Origin of the sequence: Citrobacter sp. Ce104 (assembly GCF_030334595.1) — a bacterium.
Classification (GTDB): Bacteria; Pseudomonadota; Gammaproteobacteria; order Enterobacterales; family Enterobacteriaceae; genus Citrobacter; species Citrobacter europaeus.
The window spans coordinates 98089-120470 of sequence record NZ_JAOWDP010000064.1 but is presented as its reverse complement, the minus strand read 5'-3'; the positions used below and the strand labels follow the sequence as shown (position 1 = coordinate 120470).

General features: G+C 51.3%; 18 protein-coding genes. 14 read left to right on the top strand and 4 right to left on the bottom strand.

Annotation, left to right across the window (positions count from 1 at the left end):
• Position 1: 1 nt before the first annotated feature.
• The 4 genes from pflA to ycaO form a co-directional block, all read right to left on the bottom strand.
• Positions 2-742 carry a pyruvate formate lyase 1-activating protein gene (gene pflA, locus OGW16_RS11185; RefSeq protein ID WP_003035751.1) on the bottom strand — a complete coding sequence of 247 codons (741 nt, stop codon included), beginning with the start codon at positions 740-742 and terminating at the stop codon, positions 2-4.
• Between the two features lie 185 nt (positions 743-927).
• Complete coding sequence (gene pflB, locus OGW16_RS11180) at positions 928-3210, bottom strand: formate C-acetyltransferase (RefSeq protein ID WP_043015754.1); 2283 nt, start codon at positions 3208-3210, stop codon at positions 928-930.
• A gap of 59 nt (positions 3211-3269) precedes the next feature.
• Positions 3270-4127, bottom strand: a complete 858-nt coding sequence (gene focA, locus OGW16_RS11175) for a formate transporter FocA (protein WP_043015755.1) — start codon at positions 4125-4127, stop codon at positions 3270-3272.
• 404 nt (positions 4128-4531) lie between these two features.
• A complete protein-coding gene (gene ycaO / locus OGW16_RS11170; protein WP_080626331.1) occupies positions 4532-6292 on the bottom strand; it encodes a 30S ribosomal protein S12 methylthiotransferase accessory factor YcaO in 1761 nt (586 codons plus the stop codon).
• A 136-nt stretch (positions 6293-6428) separates the two neighbouring features.
• On the opposite strand from ycaO, the gene OGW16_RS11165 reads away from it, so the two are divergent.
• From OGW16_RS11165 to OGW16_RS11100, 14 genes are all read left to right on the top strand, one after another.
• On the top strand, positions 6429-7121 hold the full coding sequence (locus tag OGW16_RS11165; protein WP_043015756.1) for a DUF421 domain-containing protein: 693 nt from the start codon (positions 6429-6431) through the stop codon (positions 7119-7121).
• A 212-nt stretch (positions 7122-7333) separates the two neighbouring features.
• Positions 7334-8422, top strand: a complete 1089-nt coding sequence (gene serC, locus OGW16_RS11160) for a 3-phosphoserine/phosphohydroxythreonine transaminase (protein WP_043015757.1) — start codon at positions 7334-7336, stop codon at positions 8420-8422.
• A gap of 69 nt (positions 8423-8491) precedes the next feature.
• The gene (gene aroA, locus OGW16_RS11155) at positions 8492-9775 is read left to right on the top strand and encodes a 3-phosphoshikimate 1-carboxyvinyltransferase (RefSeq protein WP_080625456.1); all 1284 of its coding nucleotides are present in this window, start codon (positions 8492-8494) and stop codon (positions 9773-9775) included.
• 140 nt (positions 9776-9915) lie between these two features.
• Positions 9916-10677, top strand: coding sequence for a metalloprotease LoiP (gene loiP / locus OGW16_RS11150; RefSeq protein ID WP_048225883.1), 762 nt, complete (start codon positions 9916-9918; stop codon positions 10675-10677).
• 171 nt (positions 10678-10848) lie between these two features.
• On the top strand, positions 10849-11532 hold the full coding sequence (gene cmk / locus OGW16_RS11145; protein ID WP_005123561.1) for a (d)CMP kinase: 684 nt from the start codon (positions 10849-10851) through the stop codon (positions 11530-11532).
• Between the two features lie 113 nt (positions 11533-11645).
• Positions 11646-13319 (top strand): 30S ribosomal protein S1, encoded by a 1674-nt coding sequence (gene rpsA, locus OGW16_RS11140; protein ID WP_003035776.1) that lies wholly within the window; start codon positions 11646-11648, stop codon positions 13317-13319.
• Between the two features lie 160 nt (positions 13320-13479).
• Positions 13480-13764, top strand: a complete 285-nt coding sequence (gene ihfB / locus OGW16_RS11135; protein WP_003035780.1) for an integration host factor subunit beta — start codon at positions 13480-13482, stop codon at positions 13762-13764.
• A 206-nt stretch (positions 13765-13970) separates the two neighbouring features.
• Positions 13971-16235 (top strand): ComEC family protein, encoded by a 2265-nt coding sequence (locus OGW16_RS11130; RefSeq protein WP_286518434.1) that lies wholly within the window; start codon positions 13971-13973, stop codon positions 16233-16235.
• A gap of 36 nt (positions 16236-16271) precedes the next feature.
• Entirely contained in the window at positions 16272-18020 is a 1749-nt protein-coding gene (gene msbA / locus OGW16_RS11125) for a lipid A ABC transporter ATP-binding protein/permease MsbA (protein WP_043015761.1), read from the top strand.
• On the top strand, positions 18017-18994 hold the full coding sequence (lpxK, locus tag OGW16_RS11120; protein ID WP_087051461.1) for a tetraacyldisaccharide 4'-kinase: 978 nt from the start codon (positions 18017-18019) through the stop codon (positions 18992-18994). Before msbA ends, lpxK begins: the two co-directional genes overlap by 4 nt.
• A 41-nt stretch (positions 18995-19035) precedes the next feature.
• The gene (locus tag OGW16_RS11115; RefSeq protein WP_087051462.1) at positions 19036-20268 is read left to right on the top strand and encodes a winged helix-turn-helix domain-containing protein; all 1233 of its coding nucleotides are present in this window, start codon (positions 19036-19038) and stop codon (positions 20266-20268) included.
• 51 nt (positions 20269-20319) lie between these two features.
• Positions 20320-20502: a protein YcaR gene (gene ycaR / locus OGW16_RS11110; protein WP_003035793.1), complete on the top strand. Its 183-nt coding sequence runs from the start codon at positions 20320-20322 to the stop codon at positions 20500-20502.
• Positions 20499-21245: a 3-deoxy-manno-octulosonate cytidylyltransferase gene (gene kdsB / locus OGW16_RS11105; protein WP_043015764.1), complete on the top strand. Its 747-nt coding sequence runs from the start codon at positions 20499-20501 to the stop codon at positions 21243-21245. Before ycaR ends, kdsB begins: the two co-directional genes overlap by 4 nt.
• A gap of 163 nt (positions 21246-21408) precedes the next feature.
• On the top strand, positions 21409-22302 hold the full coding sequence (locus OGW16_RS11100; RefSeq protein WP_080625454.1) for a YcbJ family phosphotransferase: 894 nt from the start codon (positions 21409-21411) through the stop codon (positions 22300-22302).
• Positions 22303-22382: the final 80 nt, after the last annotated feature.

Sequence of the window (22382 nt, the reverse complement as noted above, 5' to 3'; positions counted from 1 at the left end):
ATTAATACATCACTTTATGTCCATATTGCTCGAGAATGCCTTTCACGCGCTCCATGGTCTCTTTCTTTGGTGGCTTGACGCCATCCAGTTTGTACTCTTCGCCCATTGCCACCCATTTGTGTTTGCCCAGCTCGTGATATGGCAGCAGCTCGATTTTTTCAACGTTGCCCATATCGCGGGTAAACTCACCCAGGCGGTGCGCAGAGTCGTCATCGTCAGACCAGCCAGGCACGACAACGTAGCGGATCCACACTTTGATGTCTTTATTGGACAGGTAACGCGCGAACTCCAGCGTACGATGGTTCGATACGCCGACCAGATTTTGATGGATTTCATCGTTCATCTGTTTGAGATCGAGCATGACCAGGTCGGTGACTTCCAGCAATTCATCGATAACCGGATCGTAGCGGCGAACAAAGCCGTTGGTATCCAGACAGGTATGAATACCTTCTTTTTTACAGGCCCGAAACCAGTCACGTACGAATTCAGCTTGCAGAATAGCTTCGCCGCCGGACGCCGTCACACCGCCACCGGATGCGTTCATAAAGTGGCGGTAGGTCACGACTTCTTTCATTAACTCGTCGACGGTGACTTCTTTGCCGCCGTGCGTATCCCATGTGTCACGGTTATGGCAATACAGGCAGCGCATCAGGCAGCCCTGGAAGAAGGTAATAAAACGGATGCCCGGGCCATCAACAGTGCCACAGGATTCAAAGGAGTGAATGCGACCAATAACTGACATTGCGGTGTATCTCCAGGTGTGGCCCATCCGGGGCCTGTGTTAGTGCACAGTTATTAACTGTGTCGAGTCTGTTTTGGCTGCTATCCATAAGTATAGATAGCAGCCAAAGCAGGCTATTAAAAAGGCCCCACTTACGTGGAGCCTTTATTGTACGCTTTTTAAAGTACGATTTCAGTCAAAACCAATTACATGGTCTGAGTGAAGGTACGAGTAATAACGTCCTGCTGCTGTTCTTTAGTCAGGGAGTTAAAACGTACAGCGTAGCCAGAAACACGAATGGTCAGCTGCGGATATTTTTCCGGATGTTCCATCGCATCCAGCAGCATTTCACGGTTCATGACGTTCACGTTCAGGTGCTGACCACCTTCGATGGACGCTTCATGGTGGAAGTAACCATCCATCAGACCAGCCAGGTTGGTCTTACGAACTTCGTCGTCTTTACCCAGTGCGTTCGGAACGATAGAGAAGGTGTAAGAGATACCATCTTTAGCGTAAGCAAACGGCAGTTTAGCAACGGAGGTCAGAGAGGCAACAGCACCTTTCTGGTCACGACCGTGCATTGGGTTAGCACCCGGTCCGAACGGCGCGCCAGCACGACGACCATCTGGGGTGTTACCGGTTTTCTTACCATAAACCACGTTAGAGGTGATGGTCAGAACAGACTGAGTCGGGATAGCGTTACGATAAGTAGTCAGTTTCTGAATTTTCTTCATGAAACGTTCTACCAGGTCAACCGCCATATCATCAACGCGAGGGTCGTTGTTACCAAACTGCGGGTATTCGCCTTCGATTTCGAAGTCTACAGCCAGACCGTCTTCATCACGAATCGGTTTAACTTTCGCATATTTGATTGCAGACAGGGAGTCAGCAGCAACGGACAGACCAGCGATACCACACGCCATGGTGCGGATAACGTCACGGTCATGCAGCGCCATCAGAGAGGCTTCGTAGCTGTACTTGTCGTGCATGTAGTGGATAACGTTCAGCGCGGTGACATACTGTTTAGCCAGCCAGTCCATGAAGTGATCCATGCGGTCCATAACTTCGTCGAAGTTCAGAACGTCGCCTTTGATCGGTTCAGATTTAGGACCAACCTGCATTTTCAGTTTTTCATCAACGCCGCCGTTGATTGCGTACAGCATGGTTTTCGCCAGGTTTGCACGCGCACCGAAGAACTGCATTTGTTTACCAACAACCATCGGGCTTACGCAGCAAGCGATAGCGTAATCGTCGTTGTTGAAGTCCGGACGCATCAGGTCATCGTTCTCGTACTGCAGAGAAGAGGTGTCGATGGACACTTTAGCGGCGAATTTCTTGAAGTTCAGAGGCAGTTTTTCAGACCACAGAACGGTGATGTTCGGCTCCGGAGAAGGACCCATGGTGTACAGGGTGTTCAGGAAGCGGAAGCTGTTTTTGGTAACCAGAGTACGGCCATCAACGCCCATACCACCGATAGATTCAGTTGCCCAAATCGGGTCACCGGAGAACAGTTCATCATATTCAGGAGTACGCAGGAAACGAACCATACGCAATTTCATGACCAGGTGGTCAATCATTTCCTGAGCGTCTTGCTCGGTGATTTTGCCTGCTTTGATATCACGTTCGATGTAAGCATCCAGGAAGGTGGATACGCGACCGAAGGACATTGCTGCGCCGTTCTGAGATTTAACAGCGGCCAGGTAGCCGAAGTAAGTCCACTGGATAGCTTCCTGAGCGTTGGTAGCCGGACCAGAGATATCGCAGCCATATTTAGCAGCCATTTCTTTGATCTGACCCAGTGCACGGTGCTGTTCAGCAATTTCTTCACGCAGACGGATAGTTGCTTCCAGGTTTACGCCGTTTTCCAGATCGGACTGCAGAGAGACGAACTGAGCGTATTTGTCTTTCATCAGGTAGTCGATACCGTACAGCGCAACGCGACGGTAGTCACCGATGATACGGCCACGGCCATACGCATCTGGCAGACCAGTCAGAACACCGGATTTACGGCAGTTCAGAATGTCTTTGGTGTAAACATCGAATACGCCCTGGTTGTGGGTTTTACGGTATTCGGTGAAGATTTTTTTCAGCATCGGGTCCAGTTCGCGATTGTACGCTTTGCAGGAACCTTCAACCATTTTGATGCCGCCAAACGGAATGATCGCACGTTTCAGCGGAGCTTCAGTCTGCAGACCAACGATTTTCTCGAGCGCTTTGTTGATGTAGCCAGCGTCGTGAGAAGTGATGGTAGAAGCAACGGAGGTGTCAAAGTCAACAGGCGCGTGAGTGCGGTTTTCCTGTTTAACGCCTTCCATCACGCTGTCCCACAGTGCAGTGGTCGCATCAGTTGCGCCAGCCAGGAAGGACTCGTCACCCTCATACGGAGTGTAGTTTTTCTGAATGAAGTCACGGACGTTTACTTCATTCTGCCAGTCACCTTTGGTAAAACCTTCCCAGGCTGTGGCTAACTTTTCATTAAGCTCGGACATGTAACACCTACCTTCTTAAGTGGATTTTTTATTTACTGCGTGTAATGGGCATCATCAGATTAATGATGATCGTTACCACGCAGATAAATGACCCAGTATGTCAACCCGACCAACAAACCGCCGCCGATAATGTTACCGATCGTAACCGGAATCAGGTTATCGGTGATGAAGTTCATCACGGTCAGGTGAGAAAAATTCTCCGGAGAAGACCCAACAGCGGCCCAGAATTCCGGGGTGGCGAAATCGCGTATTACAATACCCATAGGGATCATAAACATGTTTGCGATACTGTGCTCAAAACCGCTGGCAACAAACATTGCGACCGGTAATACCATGATAAACGCTTTGTCCATCAGGCTGCGGCCCGAGTAGCTCATCCATACCGCCAGGCACACCATCAGGTTAGCCAGGATGCCAAGACTTACCGCCTCAACAAAAGTATGGTGCACTTTGTGGTCGGCTGTCTGCAGGACGTTGAGCCCCCACGCGCCGTTGGCGGTCATGTATTCGCCGGAAAGCCACATCAGTAGCACGAAGAGCAAGCAACCAACCAGGTTACCGACATAAACGTTAAGCCAGTTTTTAGCCAATTGGCCCCAGGTAATACGACCACTGGCTTTTGCTACGACAATCAATACGGTTGAGGTGAAGAGGTCTGCGCCGCAGACAACACAAAGAATCAGCCCCAGGGAAAAGCAGATACCACCTACTAATTTTGCCATGCCGAAAGGCATAGTTCCGGTACCGGTTGTGGCGGTGATATAGAAAACAAAGGCAATTGAAATGAATACACCGGCAGTAATTGCCAGATAGAACGTCTTAAGCGGATGTTTCGTTGCTTTATAGACGCCTGCTTCTTCGGCAACTTTGGCCATTGCAGCAGGAAGAATAAGATCAAAAGGGTTGTCAGCTTTCACACTAACTCTCTCTTTATTAAGTCGGCGACGAGATACTAACAAAGCATTATAGATGAGAATTTGATATAGATCATATCTCGCCTGGCTTATAGGCCCGTAAGACGCATGGTTTTTATGCGATTACGGAGTAACTTGTTGATTATCCATATAAAAATAAATTTTAAAAATTATAAAGTGAGTTGAATTTTTTCTTTTTGTCTCCTGTCAGACGGTTAATTAAAATGGAGTAATTGAGATAAAAAACCACATTAATAAGCTAATTTTTTTAATATCAACTACTAATATTTAACCTTGTTTTTACATTTATTTTTTGATTTGACCAAAATAAAAAACAGGGCGCATAAAGCGCCCCGTAATATAGCCCAGACAATACCTTTAGCCTACTCAGCGCAGGTTGATTGTCACTATTTTGACCAGTGTGCAGCTTTCGCGCGCTGCAGTTTTTCGTAGGCTTTCAGCAGAGACTGATGCGCCGGGAAAGCCTGCAGATCGCTATCAACGGGTTGCAGCCCGTAGAACGGCGCTTCGCCACTTAATGCCGCACTTGCCGCTTCAACCGCATCGGCGCCGTACATGCGAACGAATGCGTTCAGATATTGCAGCGGTTGGCGATCTTCTTCCTGAGATAGCAGTAGCAGCGTTTGCAGGCAGCGATAGTAGTTGGCTCGTTCAGCGCTAAAGACAGATGCGTTGAATTCCATCGTCCATTCAGTCCAGATCAGCGCCTGTTCCAGGTCGCCACCGGCCAGCGCCAGCATCACTTTAAGCTCGCCAATGCGCAGGGTATACCAACCGTTATCCGCACCGGTCGCCAGACCAAGCAGTTCACGTACACGGGTGAAGTCGTCAAAGCCTTCTTCGTCCAACTGTTCGATCAGATTGAGATAGTCTTCTTTATCCCATTCACTGCCTGGCAGAGAGAGGATGGTGTCACGCAGATGGGCACCCATGGCGTTGTTGGCTAACCACAGATCTTCCGCCGGATAGATGTCAGACATTCCCGGAACAATAATACGGCAGGCGTAAACGCTCAGATGCTCATAGTCGGCGATATACACTTCTTTATCTTCAGCATTGAAGATAGCCATCAGGGTGGCGAACTCTTCTTCCGTAGTGCCGGAGAAATTCCAGTCAACGAACGGGTAGTCGGCATCCTGCTTGAACAGATCCCAGGAGATCAGGCCGCTGGAATCAATGAAGTGGGTTTCAAGGTTAGTGTGTTCCGCCACTTCTTCATCGTCGAACGTCGGCGGGGTGAAGACATCAAGATCTTTCAGACCACGGCCCTGCAACAGTTCAGTGACGGTACGCTCCAGCGCAACACCGAAATCCGGGTGCGCGCCGAAGGAAGCAAAGCAGGTACCGTTGGCTGGGTTGAACAAGACAACGCAAATCACCGGGTACTTGCCGCCCAGCGAGCCATCGTAGGCGAAAATTGGGAAACCTTCCGCTTCCAGTTTGGCAATGGACTCCACCACTGCTGGATAGCGCGCCATCACTTCAGCCGGGATTTCCGGCAGGCTGATGCTTTCCGCGATAATGCGGTTCTTCACATGACGTTCAAAGACTTCAGACAGGCCCTGAACACGCGCTTCGTTACGCGTATTACCCGCAGACATGCCGTTAGAAACATACAGGTTGCCGATAATGTTCATCGGAATATAGACAGTCTGGTTATCCGACTGGCGGGTAAACGGCAGGCCGCAGACGCCACGTTCTTCATTACCAGACTGTAGATCGATAAGCATGCTGCCGGTCAATTCGTTATCTGGATCGTAAAACGCACGCAGACGTGTATCCAGCAGACCTTCTGGTACGTCGTCATTTTCAGTCAGCGGGAACCATTTTTCGTTCGGGTAATGTACGAACGGGCCGTTGGCGATAGTTTCACCCAGCCAGAAATCCGCAAAGAAATAGTTAGTCGACAGACGCTCAAAATATTCGCCCAGCGCGGAAGCCAGCGCCGCTTTTTTCGTCGCACCTTTACCGTTGGTGAAGCACAGCGCGCATTCTTTGTCGCGAATATGTACCGACCAGACGTTAGGAACGGGATTCAACCACGAGGCTTCTTCAATTTGAAAACCGAGGTCGAGCAATTTTTGCTGGAAGCGAGCGATGGAGTCTTCCAGAGCGGCATCTTTGCCGGGGATAAATGTTTGCGTCATGAAAATCACTTTTGTCGTACGGAAAGCGCGCAATGATACGGGTTTTCAATGAACGGCGCTATCGTCGCCGGAGTTCAGGCGTAAATAAAAGTATTAGCTATGCTTTCCTACAGCCAACCACGTTTAGAGCATAATAATGAAAGCTTTCGATTTACACCGTATGGCGCTTGATAAGGTGCCCATGGATTTTCTGGGAGAAGTCGCGCTACGCAGCCTCTATACCTTTATATTGGTTTTTCTGTTTTTAAAAATCACCGGACGTCGCGGCGTACGCCAGATGTCGCTTTTTGAAGTCTTGATAATCCTTACGCTGGGTTCTGCGGCGGGAGACGTGGCATTTTATGACGATGTTCCAATGTTGCCGGTGCTGGTGGTCTTTATTACTCTTGCCGTGCTGTATCGGCTGGTGATGTGGCTGATGGCGCATAGCGAAAAAATGGAGGATTTGCTGGAGGGGAAACCCGTCGTGATCATTGAGGACGGAGAGCTGGCATGGTCAAAGCTCAGTAGCGCCAATATGACGGAATTCGAATTCTTTATGGAACTGCGTTTGAACGGTGTGGAGCAACTGGGGCAGGTGAAACTGGCTATTCTGGAGACGAACGGGCAAATCAGCGTCTACTTCTTTGCCGATGAAGACGTAAAACCGGGGCTCAGTATTCTGCCTAAACGCTGTACGCAACGATTTAAAGTCATACCTGAAGCAGGGGACTATGCCTGCATACGTTGTAGCGAAGTGGTGCACATGAACGCCGGAGATCACCAATTATGTCCGCGCTGTGCAAATCCAGAATGGTCGAAGGCCAGTCGGGCAAAACGGGTCACCTGACAGCGAAAATCTCGGTTTTTACCCGTCAATCCGATAGATTCTGTTGTGTGACGGATGACACATTTTTACCCTGGTCAGTTTTACCCATTGCGGCGCGTGTCACTGAATGATAAAACCGATATCCACAGGAATAACTTATACCAATGTCTGTCACCGGATTATCGTCAATGACAGGATGTTGATTGGACAACAACACAACGTGGTGAGGGGAAATGGCTCAGGTCTTCAATTTTAGTTCAGGTCCGGCAATGTTACCGGCAGAAGTTCTTAAACTGGCTCAACAGGATCTTCGCGACTGGAACGGTCTTGGCACGTCGGTGATGGAAATTAGCCATCGTGGCAAAGAATTCATCCAGGTCGCAGAAGAAGCGGAGCAGGATTTTCGCGATCTTCTCAGCATCCCCTCCAACTATAAAGTGTTATTCTGCCATGGCGGTGGTCGCGGACAATTCGCCGGTATCCCGTTAAATATTCTCGGTGATAAAACAACTGCGGATTACGTCGATGCCGGTTACTGGGCCGCCAGCGCAATTAAAGAAGCGAAAAAGTACTGCACGCCAAACGTTATCGATGCCAAAGTTACCGTTGACGGACTGCGCGCTGTTAAGCCAATGAGCGAATGGCAGCTTTCTGACAACGCGGCGTATCTGCACTATTGTCCGAATGAAACCATCGATGGTATTGCGATCGAAGAAACGCCGAATTTTGCCAGCAACGTGGTGGTCACGGCGGATCTGTCCTCTACCATTCTTTCCGCACCGCTTGACGTTAGCCGCTATGGCGTAATTTACGCCGGGGCGCAGAAAAACATCGGCCCGGCCGGGCTGACAATTGTTATCGTACGCGAAGATTTGCTGGGTAAAGCCCATGTGTCCTGCCCGTCAATCCTCGACTATACCGTGCTGAACGACAACGACTCCATGTTCAATACGCCGCCAACCTTTGCCTGGTATTTATCTGGCCTGGTCTTTAAATGGCTGAAAGAGCAGGGCGGTGTTAACGCGATGGATAAAATTAACCAGCAAAAAGCGGAACTGCTGTACGGCGTCATTGATAACAGTGATTTCTATCGTAACGATGTGGCGAAATCCAACCGTTCACGCATGAACGTCCCGTTCCAGTTGGCTGACAGCGCACTGGATAAACTCTTCCTGGAAGAGTCATTCGCTGCGGGTCTGCACGCGTTGAAAGGGCACCGTGTGGTCGGCGGTATGCGCGCGTCCATCTACAATGCAATGCCGCTTGAAGGTGTAAAAGCGCTGACCGATTTCATGGTCGATTTCGAGCGTCGCCGCGGTTAATCTGCTGTATTTTTCATCCCCACAGCCTGTCTGTGGGGTTTTTATGTCTGTTTTTGAGAGTCGAGTTTCATGGAATCCCTGACGTTACAACCCATTGCGCGGGTGGATGGCACCATCAATCTGCCTGGATCCAAAAGTGTTTCTAACCGCGCTTTGCTGCTGGCTGCATTAGCAAATGGCACCACTGTCCTGACCAACCTGCTGGACAGCGATGATGTCCGCCATATGCTTAATGCTCTGAATGCGTTAGGGATCAGCTATACCCTTTCTGCCGATCGCACGTGTTGCGAGATAATCGGTAACGGCGGTGCGCTGCACGCAGAAGGTGCAGTAGAGCTGTTCCTTGGCAATGCCGGAACCGCAATGCGCCCGCTGGCCGCAGCGTTATGTCTGGGCGCCAATGACATCGTGTTGACGGGTGAACCGCGCATGAAGGAGCGTCCGATTGGTCATCTGGTTGATGCGCTGCGCCAGGGTGGAGCGAATATTGAATACCTGGAGCAGGAAAACTATCCGCCTTTACGTTTGCGCGGTGGCTTCGCCGGGGGACAGGTTGAGGTAGACGGTAGCGTATCCAGTCAATTCCTGACTGCGCTATTGATGACTGCGCCGCTGGCGCCGCAGGATACGACGATCGCAATCAAAGGCGAACTGGTATCCAAACCTTACATTGATATCACACTGAACCTGATGAAAACGTTTGGTGTTGAAATTGAGAATCAGAACTACCAGCGCTTTGTCGTACAAGGGCAGCAGCAGTATCAGTCTCCTGGGGCATATCTGGTCGAAGGCGATGCTTCTTCCGCTTCCTATTTCCTCGCGGCGGGGGCCATTAAAGGCGGTACGGTAAAAGTAACCGGGATTGGTCGCAACAGTATGCAGGGCGATATTCGCTTCGCTGATGTACTGGAAAAAATGGGGGCGACTATTACCTGGGGCGATGACTTTATTGCCTGTACCCACGGTGAGCTCAATGCGGTAGATATGGATATGAACCATATTCCCGATGCGGCGATGACTATTGCCACGGCTGCGCTATTCGCAAAAGGGACGACCACATTGCGTAACATCTACAACTGGCGCGTCAAAGAGACCGACCGCCTGTTCGCGATGGCGACTGAGCTGCGTAAAGTGGGCGCGACCGTTGAAGAGGGCGAAGACTATATTCGCGTCACGCCGCCAGTGACGTTACAGTTTGCAGATATCGCGACCTACAACGATCACCGCATGGCGATGTGTTTCTCGCTGGTGGCGCTCTCTGACACGCCGGTGACCATTCTGGATCCGAAATGTACGGCCAAAACCTTCCCGGATTATTTCGAACAGCTGGCGCGTATTAGTACTCCTGCCTGATTCTCCCGGAACGCCGGTCCTCCAGGACTGGCGTTCCGAGGTCCGTAACCGCACTGTTTTTATGCTTTCAACTAATGCTAATTTGTTGATGATTTAACTTATTTATTTGTTTTTACTATAAATATCAACGGAAGATTAGCATGAAGCATAAATCACTCTTTTTGGCGTTAGCAGTTTCCGCCACGTTGCTGGCTGGTTGTAAAAATGGTGTGAATGGCGACCTTGTTGCCAGTTCCGGTATGGCTGCTTATAAAGCAGCGACACTTTCTGATGCTGATGTCAAAGCCCTCTCTAACAGTTCATGTAAGCAGATGGATAGCGAAAATCAGCTGGCGGGCGCGAAAAGCAAGTACACTAAGCGCCTGAATAAAATTGCGAAAGCGTTGGGGAATAACATTGATGGAACGCCGGTTAACTATAAAGTTTATATGACCAGTGATATCAATGCCTGGGCAATGGCGAATGGATGCGTACGTGTTTATTCGGGCTTGATGGACCTGATGACCGACAATGAAATAGAAGGCGTGCTGGGTCATGAGCTGGGCCATGTTTCTTTAGGGCACTCGCGTAAAGCAATGCAGACCGCGTATGCCACTCTGGCTGCGCGTGATGCTATTTCTGCGACCAGCGGTGTCGCTTCTCAGCTTTCCCAGTCTCAGTTGGGCGATTTGGCAGAAGGCGTGATTAATTCAGCGTTCTCCCGTAGTCAGGAATCAGATGCGGATGACTTTTCCTATGACTTGCTGAAAAAACGCGGTATTGACCGTCAGGGCTTAGTGACTGCGTTTGATAAGTTTGCCACGATGGACGCAGGCCATGCCAAATCGCTGATGGATTCTCACCCAGCATCTGACGATCGCGCTCAGCATATGCGTGAACGCATCGCTGCAGATAAAAAGTAAATCAGTGTCATCTTCCGGGCTGGTTTCTCACCAGCCCGCTATAATTGCGCAATTCTTCCTCATATCGTTACAGACTAATCGGGTTTTTACACTCTGTGTTAACGATTATTTGCGTTGGCGCGTATAATGCGCGGCGTTCACGTTAACGTATGCCCGTTTAAGGAGAAAAAGATGACGGCAATTGCCCCGGTTATTACCATTGATGGCCCAAGCGGTGCAGGTAAAGGCACCTTGTGCAAGGCAATGGCGGAAGCATTGCAGTGGCATCTGTTAGATTCAGGCGCGATCTATCGCGTACTGGCGCTCGCAGCGTTGCATCACCATGTTGATGTCACATCTGAAGATGCCCTGGTACCGCTTGCCTCACACCTGGATGTGCGTTTTATCTCAACGGACGGCAACCTTGAAGTCATTCTGGAAGGTGAAGATGTCAGCGGCGAAATCCGCACCCAGGAAGTGGCGAATGCCGCCTCTCAGGTCGCTGCGTTTCCTCGCGTACGTGAAGCGCTGTTACGCCGTCAACGCGCGTTTCGTGAAGCGCCCGGTCTGATCGCCGACGGACGTGACATGGGGACCGTGGTGTTCCCGGATGCGCCGGTGAAAATTTTTCTGGACGCCTCCTCGCAAGAACGTGCGCATAGACGTATGCTACAGTTGCAGGAAAAGGGCTTTAGTGTTAACTTTGAACGCCTTTTGGCCGAGATCGAAGAACGCGATTATCGCGATCGTAACCGTGCTGTAGCGCCGCTGGTTCCCGCTGCTGATGCTTTAGTTTTGGATTCAACCCGATTAAGCATTGAGCAAGTGATTGAAAAAGCGTTACAATACGCGCGCCAAAAACTGGCACTCGCTTAAGTGCGACCGAATTTGCAGTACCCCCGTTGCAATGGATTGACAGCGGGTATGTTAAACAACCCCATCCGGCATGGAGCCAGGTGGACGTTAAATATGAAACCTGAAGATTAAACATGACTGAATCTTTTGCTCAACTGTTTGAAGAATCCTTAAAAGAAATCGAAACCCGTCCGGGTTCCATCGTTCGTGGTGTTGTTGTTGCTATCGACAAAGACGTAGTACTGGTTGACGCTGGTCTGAAATCTGAGTCCGCCATTCCGGCAGAGCAGTTCAAAAACGCCCAGGGCGAGCTGGAAATCCAGGTTGGTGACGAAGTTGACGTTGCTCTGGATGCAGTAGAAGACGGCTTCGGTGAAACCCTGCTGTCCCGTGAAAAAGCTAAACGTCACGAAGCTTGGATCACGCTGGAAAAAGCTTACGAAGAAGCTGCAACCGTTACTGGTGTTATCAATGGCAAAGTCAAGGGTGGCTTCACTGTTGAGCTGAATGGTATTCGCGCGTTCCTGCCGGGTTCCCTGGTAGACGTTCGTCCGGTCCGCGACACGCTGCACCTGGAAGGCAAAGAGCTTGAATTCAAAGTAATCAAGCTGGATCAGAAGCGCAACAACGTTGTTGTTTCCCGTCGTGCCGTTATCGAATCCGAAAACAGCGCAGAACGCGATCAGCTGCTGGAAAACCTGCAGGAAGGCATGGAAGTTAAAGGTATCGTTAAGAACCTCACTGACTACGGTGCATTCGTTGATCTGGGTGGCGTTGACGGCCTGCTGCACATCACCGACATGGCATGGAAACGCGTTAAGCATCCGAGCGAAATCGTAAACGTTGGCGACGAAATCACTGTTAAAGTGCTGAAGTTCGACCGCGAGCGTACTCGTGTATCTCTGGGCCTGAAACAGCTGGGCGAAGATCCATGGGTAGCTATCGCTAAGCGTTATCCAGAAGGTACCAAACTGACTGGTCGCGTGACCAACCTGACCGACTACGGCTGCTTCGTTGAAATCGAAGAAGGCGTTGAAGGCCTGGTTCACGTTTCCGAAATGGATTGGACCAATAAAAACATCCACCCGTCCAAAGTTGTTAACGTTGGCGATGTAGTGGAAGTTATGGTTCTGGATATCGACGAAGAACGTCGTCGTATCTCCCTGGGTCTGAAACAGTGCAAAAACAACCCATGGCAGCAGTTCGCGGAAACCCACAACAAGGGCGACCGTGTTGAAGGTAAAATCAAGTCTATCACTGACTTCGGTATCTTCATCGGCCTGGACGGCGGCATCGACGGCCTGGTTCACCTGTCTGACATCTCCTGGAACGTTGCAGGCGAAGAAGCAGTTCGTGAATACAAAAAAGGCGACGAAATCGCAGCAGTTGTTCTGCAGGTTGACGCAGAGCGTGAGCGTATCTCTCTGGGCGTTAAACAGCTCGCAGAAGATCCGTTCAACAACTGGGTTGCACTGAACAAGAAAGGCGCAATCGTAAACGGTAAAGTCACTGCAGTTGACGCTAAAGGCGCAACCGTAGAACTGGCTGACGGCGTTGAAGGTTACCTGCGCGCTTCTGAAGCTTCCCGCGACCGCGTTGAAGATGCAACTCTGGTTCTGAGCGTTGGCGACGACGTTGAAGCTAAATTCACCGGCGTTGATCGTAAGAACCGCGCAATCAGCCTGTCTGTTCGTGCTAAAGACGAAGCTGATGAGAAAGATGCAATCGCAACTGTTAACAAACAGGAAGATGCTAACTTCTCTAACAACGCAATGGCTGAAGCTTTCAAAGCAGCTAAAGGCGAGTAATATCGAGTGCTCTTAAATCCTTTGTGCTGTTAACAGCACAAAGGGTGACGAGTAGCTTGACAGATTACAGGATTCGTCCTGTAATCAATGACAAAGGGCGGCTAAGGCCGCCCTTAATCAATGCAGCAGCTAATTATGCCTTTAAGGAACCGGAGGAATCATGACCAAGTCAGAATTGATTGAAAGACTTGCAACCCAGCAACCTCATATTCCCGCGAAAGCGGTTGAAGATGCAGTGAAAGAAATGCTGGAACATATGGCCTCGACTCTTGCGCAGGGCGAGCGTATTGAAATCCGCGGTTTCGGCAGCTTCTCTTTGCATTACCGCGCACCGCGCACCGGACGTAATCCGAAGACCGGTGATAAAGTGGATCTGGAAGGAAAATACGTTCCACACTTTAAACCAGGTAAAGAACTGCGCGATCGCGCCAATATTTACGGTTAAGTTTTTAGCGAGACTTAACGCCGAGAAAAGCACCCGCATGGGTGCTTTTTTCATTTCTGCCTGCCCATCCTGGAATCCTCCTCCCAGTTAATTTGTACGTTACATGCGCTGTTAAATACCAGCGGAACACACGCCGTATAACGCTAAATTGGCACCAGACAACCGGCGCATATTACCGCACACTTCCTGTTACAGGGAGGTGACTGATGAAAATAACAACGGTTGGTACGTGTGCATTATTCGGCATTCTCCCGCTTATGCTCTTACCTGGGCTACCTGACATGCTGTGCATCAGCGTCGTATTTTGCCTGTCATGCTTGCTCTGTCTTATTTCTCGCAGGCCTGTACGTTTCGCCGGAGTAACCCTGCTGTTTTTTCTTTGGGGCGTTCTCGCCGCGAAAGATGCGCTGTGGGCCGGTAATACGCTGCCTGCGAAAACCCAGCAGGCTATCGTGCGGATAACCGCAACCGATAACATGACAACGCACTACGGCCAGATCACGCATCTGCAGGGGAAGCGGATATTTCCCGCCATCGGAATTATTCTGTATGGACAGTACTTACCCGACGGCGTTTGCGCGGGTCAGACATGGGCGATGACGCTGAAGGTTCGTGCTGTACATGGCCAATTGAACGAGGGCGGGTTTGATAGCCAGCGTTACGCGTTGGCGCAGCACCTGCCGCTGACGGGAAGATTTTTGCAGGCTTCGGTTATCTCACCACAATGCAGTTTGCGTTCGCGGTATCTCTCCTCGCTGAAAACTGCGCTCGCCGATTATCCCTGGCAGCAAGTCATATTGGGTCTGGGAATGGGTGAGCGTTTATCGGTGTCACAAGAGGTGAAAACCATTATGCGTGATACCGGTACGACCCATTTGATGGCGATTTCCGGGCTGCATATTGCGTTTGCCGCACTTCTGGCTGCAGGGTTAGTTCGCGCGGGTCAATTTTTTATGCCAGCCAGTTGGATTTGCTGGCCGGTTCCTTTAGTGGGTGGGGTTGTCTGTGCAATATTCTATGCCTGGCTAACGGGACTACAGCCCCCGGCATTACGGACGGTTGTTGCGCTGCTGGTCTGGGGGGCGCTAAAACTCAGTGGCAGGCAGTGGAATGGATGGTCGGTTTGGGTCTGCTGTCTGGCAGCCATTCTGGTGGTGGATCCTGTCGCCGTTCTTTCACAGAGTCTGTGGTTGTCTGCTTTTGCCGTTGCGGCACTGCTGTTCTGGTATCAATGGGTTCCAATGCCAGATTGGCCGCTATCGCGCGTTGGACGCCAATTTCTGGCGCTTGCTCATTTGCAATTGGGAATTACGCTTCTGCTTCTGCCAGTGCAAATCGCGATGTTTCATGGTTTCAGCCTGACCTCATTTCTGGCGAATTTATTTGCCGTACCTCTGGTCACCTTTGTTTCCGTACCGTTGATATTAGCAGGCATGATCGTGCATTTAACCGGGCTGGCGATGATTGAATCGGGCTTGTGGTATTTAGCAGATCGCTCGCTGGCGCTGTTATTTTGGGGGCTCAGGAGCCTGCCTGAAGGGTGGATCAATATTGATGCACGTTGGCAATGGCTTGCATTTTTACCCGCACTCCTGCTCATCGTATATCGATTGAACGTCTGGCGAACGCTACCGGTAGTTTGTGTCACAGTGCCCCTTTTATTGAGCAGCCCGTTCTGGCAAACGTCACGTACTGACGTGTGGCAAGTGCATATGCTGGATGTCGGGCAGGGGCTGGCGATGGTGATTGCGCGTAATGGGAAAGCGCTGCTTTACGATACTGGTCTGGCATGGCCTGAAGGCGATAGCGCGCAACAGCTGATTATTCCGTGGTTACGCTGGCACAATCTGGAGCCGCAAGGGGTAATTTTAAGCCATGAGCATATGGATCACCGGGGCGGGTTGCGCTCGCTGCAGCAAGCCTGGCCGTCGTTATGGATAAGAAGTCCATTAGGTTGGGAAGGGCATCTTCCGTGCTTTCGTGGGGAGCGCTGGCAGTGGCAAGGGTTAACCTTCACTGCGCACTGGCCGGTACGTGGAAGCACAGATGCGGGGAATAACCACTCCTGCGTGGTAAAGGTCGATGATGGGAATCAGAGTATTCTGCTGACCGGCGATATTGAGTCTCCCGCTGAACAAAAAATGCTAAGTCACTATTGGCAGCATCTGCAGTCTACGGTGGTGCAGGTTCCGCATCATGGCAGCAATACCTCATCATCACTGGCGCTGATTCAGCGGGTGGGCGGACAGGCCGCGTTAGCCTCTGCATCCCGTTATAATGCCTGGCGTCTACCGTCCTGGAAAGTGGAGCAACGTTATCGACAACAAAATTATCAATGGCTGGATACACCACATCAGGGGCAGATTACGCTGGATTTTTATCCAAAAAACTGGCGAGTACGTAGCTTGCGGGATCAGATTTTACCTCGTTGGTATCATCAGTGGTTTGGCGTGTCGGATGATAACGGGTAGAATATGCGGCTATTCTAACAAATGCTGGTTTTTTGAATGCATAACGATAAAGATCTCTCTACGTGGCAGACGTTTCGCCGACTATGGCCAACCATAGCGCCTTTTAAATCGGGTCTGATCGTGGCGGGTATAGCGTTAATACTTAACGCGGCCAGCGATACCTTCATGCTATCGCTCCTTAAGCCATTACTGGATGATGGTTTTGGTAAAACGGATCGCTCGGTGCTGCTGTGGATGCCGCTGGTGGTCATTGGACTAATGGTTCTCCGCGGCTTTACCAGCTATGTTTCTAGTTACTGCATCTCATGGGTGTCAGGCAAAGTGGTCATGACCATGCGTCGCCGCTTGTTTGGTCATATGATGGGTATGCCGGTCTCCTTTTTTGATAAGCAGTCTACAGGTACGCTGCTGTCACGTATTACCTATGATTCAGAGCAGGTAGCGTCCTCGTCTTCCGGCGCGCTGATCACCGTGGTACGTGAAGGGGCTTCAATTATTGGCCTGTTTATCATGATGTTTTATTACAGCTGGCAACTGTCGTTGATCCTGATTGTACTGGCGCCAATTGTTTCAGTGGCTATTCGTATAGTTTCTAAGCGCTTTCGTAGCATCAGTAAAAACATGCAAAACACCATGGGGCAGGTTACGACCAGTGCGGAGCAGATGCTAAAAGGGCACAAAGAAGTTCTGATTTTTGGTGGTCAGGAAGTCGAAACCAAGCGCTTCGATAAAGTCAGCAACAAGATGCGCTTGCAGGGCATGAAGATGGTTTCTGCCTCTTCTATCTCCGATCCTATCATCCAGCTGATCGCGTCTCTGGCGCTGGCCTTCGTGTTGTATGCAGCCAGCTTCCCAAGCGTGATGGAAAACCTGACAGCAGGGACAATTACGGTTGTCTTCTCGTCAATGATCGCGCTGATGCGTCCATTGAAATCGCTGACCAACGTCAACGCGCAGTTCCAGCGCGGTATGGCGGCATGCCAGACCTTATTTACGATTCTGGATAGCGAGCAGGAAAAAGACGAAGGTACACGCGTAATCGAACGTGCTACCGGTAATCTTGAGTTCCGCAACGTGACTTTCACCTATCCAGGACGTGAAGTGCCTGCGCTGCGCAATATCAACCTGAACATTCCAGCGGGCAAAACCGTTGCTTTGGTTGGGCGTTCGGGTTCAGGGAAATCCACCATCGCCAGCCTGATTACGCGCTTCTACGATATTGATGAAGGGCAGATCCTGATGGACGGACACGATCTACGCGAATATACCCTGGCATCCCTGCGCGATCAGGTTGCATTGGTTTCGCAGAATGTGCACCTGTTTAACGATACGGTTGCCAACAACATCGCCTATGCGCGTACCGATTTGTACAGCCGCGAGCAGATCGAAAAAGCGGCGCAAATGGCCTACGCCATGGATTTCATCAACAAGATGGACAATGGCCTCGATACGGTGATTGGCGAAAACGGCGTCCTGCTTTCCGGTGGTCAGCGCCAGCGTATCGCTATCGCACGCGCCTTGTTGCGTGACAGTCCGATTCTGATCCTTGATGAAGCAACGTCGGCACTCGATACCGAATCTGAACGCGCGATTCAGGCTGCTCTGGATGAGTTACAGAAAAACCGTACTTCTCTGGTGATTGCCCACCGCCTTTCTACCATCGAACAGGCGGATGAAATCATCGTGGTGGAAGACGGTATTATTGTTGAGCGCGGAACCCATAGCGAGCTGATTGAGCAGCGTGGGGTGTATGCGCAATTACACAAAATGCAATTCGGTCAATGATCGCACGAATCTGGTCTGGTGAGTCGCCGCTGTGGCGACTGTTACTCCCACTCTCCTGGTTGTATGGCCTGGTGAGTGGCGGGATCCGTTTATGCTACAAGCTTGGGATTAAACGCGCATGGCGTGCGCCAGTGCCGGTTGTGGTGGTCGGAAACCTAACCGCCGGCGGCAATGGCAAAACACCGGTGGTGATTTGGCTGGTTGAACAACTACGGCAACGTGGGATCCGCGTGGGCGTGGTGTCGCGTGGTTATGGCGGGAAAGCGCCTGCTTATCCGCTGTTGCTGACCGCTGATACTACTACCGCAGAAGCGGGCGATGAACCGGTGCTGATCGCCCAACGTACCGGCGTGCCGGTGGCGGTATCCCCGGTAAGATCGGATGCGGTAAAAGCCATTTTGGCCCAACATGACGTGCAGATTATTGTGACAGACGATGGTCTACAGCACTATCGTCTGGCGCGAGATGTTGAAATCGTGGTTATTGATGGCGAACGTCGGTTTGGCAATGGCTGGTGGCTTCCCGCTGGTCCTATGCGGGAGCGCGCAGGTCGGCTTAAATCGGTTGATGCGACTATCGTTAACGGTGGCGTTGCGCAGCCAGGGGAAATCCCTATGCGACTTGAACCGGGGCTGGCCGTTAATTTACGCACGGGTGAACGCCGCGATGTGGCGCAGTTGACCAATATTGTCGCCATGGCGGGCATTGGCCACCCACCGCGTTTTTTTGCCACGCTGCAAGCGTGTGGTGCCAGCATACAAAAAAGCATTGCGCTGGCAGACCATCAGTCTCTGACCTACAGTGACGTCAGTGCGTTTGTAGACGCCGGACAAACGCTGGTAATGACGGAAAAAGATGCGGTTAAGTGCCGGGCATTTGCCGATGAAAACTGGTGGTATTTACCTGTTGACGCTCATTTGTCAGGCGATCGGCCTGATGTGTTGTTGGATAACTTAATCTCGCTGACTCGCTAACTGATTCACGCTGCGGCAGCGAATCATTTATGAGGCCATAAATGTCGTTGCCGCGTCTTTCTTTGACGGATGCCCGTCATCTTCACCTTGCCGCTCAAGGGCTGCTGAAAAAAACACGCCGTCGGGCAACCCCAGCAGATATTCTTACCACCATTTCTCGCATGTCGTTACTGCAAATCGATACCATCAATATTGTGGCGCGCAGCCCTTACCTGGTGCTGTTTAGTCGTTTGGGCGATTATTCCCCCCAGTGGCTGGATGACGCATTGCAGCAGGGCGCATTGATGGAATACTGGGCGCACGAGGCCTGCTTTTTGCCGCGCAGCGACTTTATGCTGATACGCCACCGCATGCTGGCCCCGGAGAAAATGGGCTGGAAATATAAAGCGGCATGGATGAAAGAACATGCGCATGAAATTGAGCAACTGCTCCAGCACATCCAACATAACGGACCAGTACGCTCTGCCGATTTTGAGCATCCGCGCAAGGGGGTCAGCGGCTGGTGGGAATGGAAGCCGCATAAGCGTCATCTTGAAGGGCTGTTCACTGCCGGGAAAGTCATGGTGGTGGAACGGCGTAATTTCCAGCGAGTGTATGATCTAACCCATCGCGTCATGCCGCACTGGGATGATGAACGCGACCTGCTTTCGCAGGAAGATGCTGAAAGCGCCATGCTGGATAACAGCGCCCGTAGCCTGGGGATTTTTCGCGAACAGTGGCTGGCAGACTACTACCGTCTCAAGCGCCCGGCGCTAAAAAATTGGTGTAACGTGCGCGCGCAGCAGCAACAAATTATTCCTGTCGACGTCGAAGGGCTGGGAACCCTGTGGCTGCACAGTCACTTTCAGCCGCTGCTGGAGCAGGCGCTGGCGGGTAAATTAACGGCGACCCATAGCGCAGTATTATCGCCCTTTGATCCGGTGGTCTGGGATCGTAAACGGGCAGAACAGCTATTCGATTTTAGCTACCGGCTGGAATGTTATACACCGGCGCCGAAACGTCAGTATGGTTATTTCGTCTTGCCGTTGCTGCATCGCGGGCAATTAGTTGGGCGGATGGATGCCAAAATGCACCGTAAAACGGGCGTGCTGGATGTGATTTCATTGTGGTTACAGGATGGCGTCAAACCTGGGGTTACTCTGCAAAAAGGATTGTTTCAGGCGATTGATGATTTTGCCCGCTGGCAGCAGGCAACACGCGTGACGCTGGGACGCTATCCTGAAGGTTTATTTGCTGATGTACGCCATGGTTGGGAAATAGACCCAGCCCTTTAAGCGATTATGTTAATATTTACGGATTCACAATCCGGTCCATCTGGAGGAACTATGGATCATCGTCTGCTTGAAATCATTGCCTGCCCGGTATGCAATGGCAAACTCTGGTTTAACCAGGAAAAACAGGAATTGATTTGTAAACTGGATAACCTTGCTTTCCCACTGCGTGATGGTATTCCCGTTTTACTGGAAACTGAAGCCCGCGTTCTGACTGCTGATGAGAGTAAATCATGAGTTTTGTGGTCATTATTCCTGCGCGATATGCGTCCACACGTTTGCCGGGCAAGCCGCTGTTGGATATCAACGGCAAGCCGATGATCGTGCATGTTCTGGAGCGTGCGCGTGAATCTGGCGCTGAACGTATTATCGTTGCGACCGATCACGAAGATGTCGCTCGCGCGGTAGAAGCGGTGGGTGGCGAAGTATGCATGACTCGCGCCGATCACCAGTCCGGTACGGAGCGTCTGGCGGAAGTCGTTGAGAAATGTGGTTTTAGCGATGATACCGTTATTGTGAACGTACAGGGTGATGAGCCGATGATCCCGGCGGTCATTATTCGCCAGGTCGCAGAGAATCTGGCGCAGCGCCAGGTCGGTATGGCGACACTTGCGGCCCCGATTCACAGTGCGGAAGAGGCATTTAACCCGAATGCGGTAAAAGTCGTTCTGGACGCCGAAGGGTATGCGCTCTATTTTTCACGCGCGACCATCCCGTGGGATCGGGATCGTTTTGCCAGGAGCCTGGAAACGGTGGGTGACACTTTCCTGCGCCATCTGGGTATTTACGGCTATCGCGCCGGTTTTATCCGCCGCTATGTTAACTGGCAGCCCAGCCCGCTTGAGCATATTGAAATGCTGGAGCAGCTACGTGTGCTGTGGTACGGCGAAAAAATTCACGTTGCCGTCGCCAAAGAAGTACCCGGTACCGGCGTAGACACTGCCGAAGATCTTGAGCGCGTTCGCGCCGAAATGCGTTAGTTTTTCTCACGACACTCCCCCTGGTAACGCGAATTTTTGGGAGGAGTGTCGTATCGTTACGCTTTCCCCCCACTTTTCTTTTCATCAATTGATCTCATCCGGGTGACATCTGTCTGCACGACGCTCATTATGAAAGCAGTAGCATTTATGAGGGCAATCTGAAATGGAACAGTTGCGTGCCGAACTCAGCCATCTGTTGGGTGAAAAACTCAGTCGTATAGAATGCGTGAATGAAAAAGCGGATACGGCCCTGTGGTCGCTGTATGACAGCCAGGGAAATCCGATGCCGCTGATGGCGAGGAGTTTCACCACGCCGGGTATGGCGCAGCAGCTGGCATGGAAAACCTCTATGCTGGCGCGCAGTGGTACGGTTCGAATGCCAGTCATTTATGGGGTCTTAACGCACGAGGAGCATCCCGGTCCTGATGTGCTGCTGCTTGAGCGTCTACGCGGCGTACCAGTGGAAGCGCCAGCCCGAACGCCTGAACGCTGGGAACATTTGAAAGATCAGATAGTAGAAGGTCTGCTGTCATGGCATCGGCAGGATAGCCGTGGCTGCGTGGGAATGGTGGATAACACGCAAGAGAATATCTGGTCATCCTGGTATCGTCAGCGCGTTGAGGTGCTGTGGACTACGCTAAATCAGTTCAACAATACCGGGCTGACGATGCAGGATAAGCGGATCCTGTTTCGCACCCGTGAGTGTTTGCCCGCCTTATTTGAAGGGTTCAATGATAACTGCGTGCTGATCCACGGTAATTTCAGTTTACGTAGCATGCTCAAAGACGCCCGCAGCGATCAGCTTCTGGCGATGGTGGGACCGGGGTTGATGCTGTGGGCGCCAAGAGAATATGAACTGTTTCGCCTGATGGATAATGCGCTGGCCGAAAGCCTGCTTTGGCAGTACCTGCAACGCGCGCCAGTGGCGGAGTCATTTATCTGGCGGCGCTGGTTGTACGTGTTATGGGATGAGGTCGCGCAACTGGTCAACACCGGACGTTTTAATCGCTCCAACTTTGACCTGGCGACAAAATCATTGCTGCCGTGGCTCGCCTGATGAACACGTGAACATCTTACGTGGCCTACAATTTTGCGCTGAACACGTAGGCCTGATAAGACGCGTCAGCGTCCCCATCA

What these genes read in the sequence shown, in the direction of transcription:
- pflA (WP_003035751.1), bottom strand. Translation starts at nt 742, where the DNA reads ATGTCAGTTATTGGTCGCATTCACTCCTTTGAATCCTGTGGCACTGTT.
- pflB (WP_043015754.1), bottom strand. Translation starts at nt 3,210, where the DNA reads ATGTCCGAGCTTAATGAAAAGTTAGCCACAGCCTGGGAAGGTTTTACC.
- ycaO (WP_080626331.1), bottom strand. Translation starts at nt 6,292, where the DNA reads ATGACGCAAACATTTATCCCCGGCAAAGATGCCGCTCTGGAAGACTCC.
- OGW16_RS11165 (WP_043015756.1), top strand. Translation starts at nt 6,429, where the DNA reads ATGAAAGCTTTCGATTTACACCGTATGGCGCTTGATAAGGTGCCCATG.
- serC (WP_043015757.1), top strand. Translation starts at nt 7,334, where the DNA reads ATGGCTCAGGTCTTCAATTTTAGTTCAGGTCCGGCAATGTTACCGGCA.
- aroA (WP_080625456.1), top strand. Translation starts at nt 8,492, where the DNA reads ATGGAATCCCTGACGTTACAACCCATTGCGCGGGTGGATGGCACCATC.
- loiP (WP_048225883.1), top strand. Translation starts at nt 9,916, where the DNA reads ATGAAGCATAAATCACTCTTTTTGGCGTTAGCAGTTTCCGCCACGTTG.
- cmk (WP_005123561.1), top strand. Translation starts at nt 10,849, where the DNA reads ATGACGGCAATTGCCCCGGTTATTACCATTGATGGCCCAAGCGGTGCA.
- rpsA (WP_003035776.1), top strand. Translation starts at nt 11,646, where the DNA reads ATGACTGAATCTTTTGCTCAACTGTTTGAAGAATCCTTAAAAGAAATC.
- ihfB (WP_003035780.1), top strand. Translation starts at nt 13,480, where the DNA reads ATGACCAAGTCAGAATTGATTGAAAGACTTGCAACCCAGCAACCTCAT.
- OGW16_RS11130 (WP_286518434.1), top strand. Translation starts at nt 13,971, where the DNA reads ATGAAAATAACAACGGTTGGTACGTGTGCATTATTCGGCATTCTCCCG.
- msbA (WP_043015761.1), top strand. Translation starts at nt 16,272, where the DNA reads ATGCATAACGATAAAGATCTCTCTACGTGGCAGACGTTTCGCCGACTA.
- lpxK (WP_087051461.1), top strand. Translation starts at nt 18,017, where the DNA reads ATGATCGCACGAATCTGGTCTGGTGAGTCGCCGCTGTGGCGACTGTTA.
- OGW16_RS11115 (WP_087051462.1), top strand. Translation starts at nt 19,036, where the DNA reads ATGTCGTTGCCGCGTCTTTCTTTGACGGATGCCCGTCATCTTCACCTT.
- ycaR (WP_003035793.1), top strand. Translation starts at nt 20,320, where the DNA reads ATGGATCATCGTCTGCTTGAAATCATTGCCTGCCCGGTATGCAATGGC.
- kdsB (WP_043015764.1), top strand. Translation starts at nt 20,499, where the DNA reads ATGAGTTTTGTGGTCATTATTCCTGCGCGATATGCGTCCACACGTTTG.
- OGW16_RS11100 (WP_080625454.1), top strand. Translation starts at nt 21,409, where the DNA reads ATGGAACAGTTGCGTGCCGAACTCAGCCATCTGTTGGGTGAAAAACTC.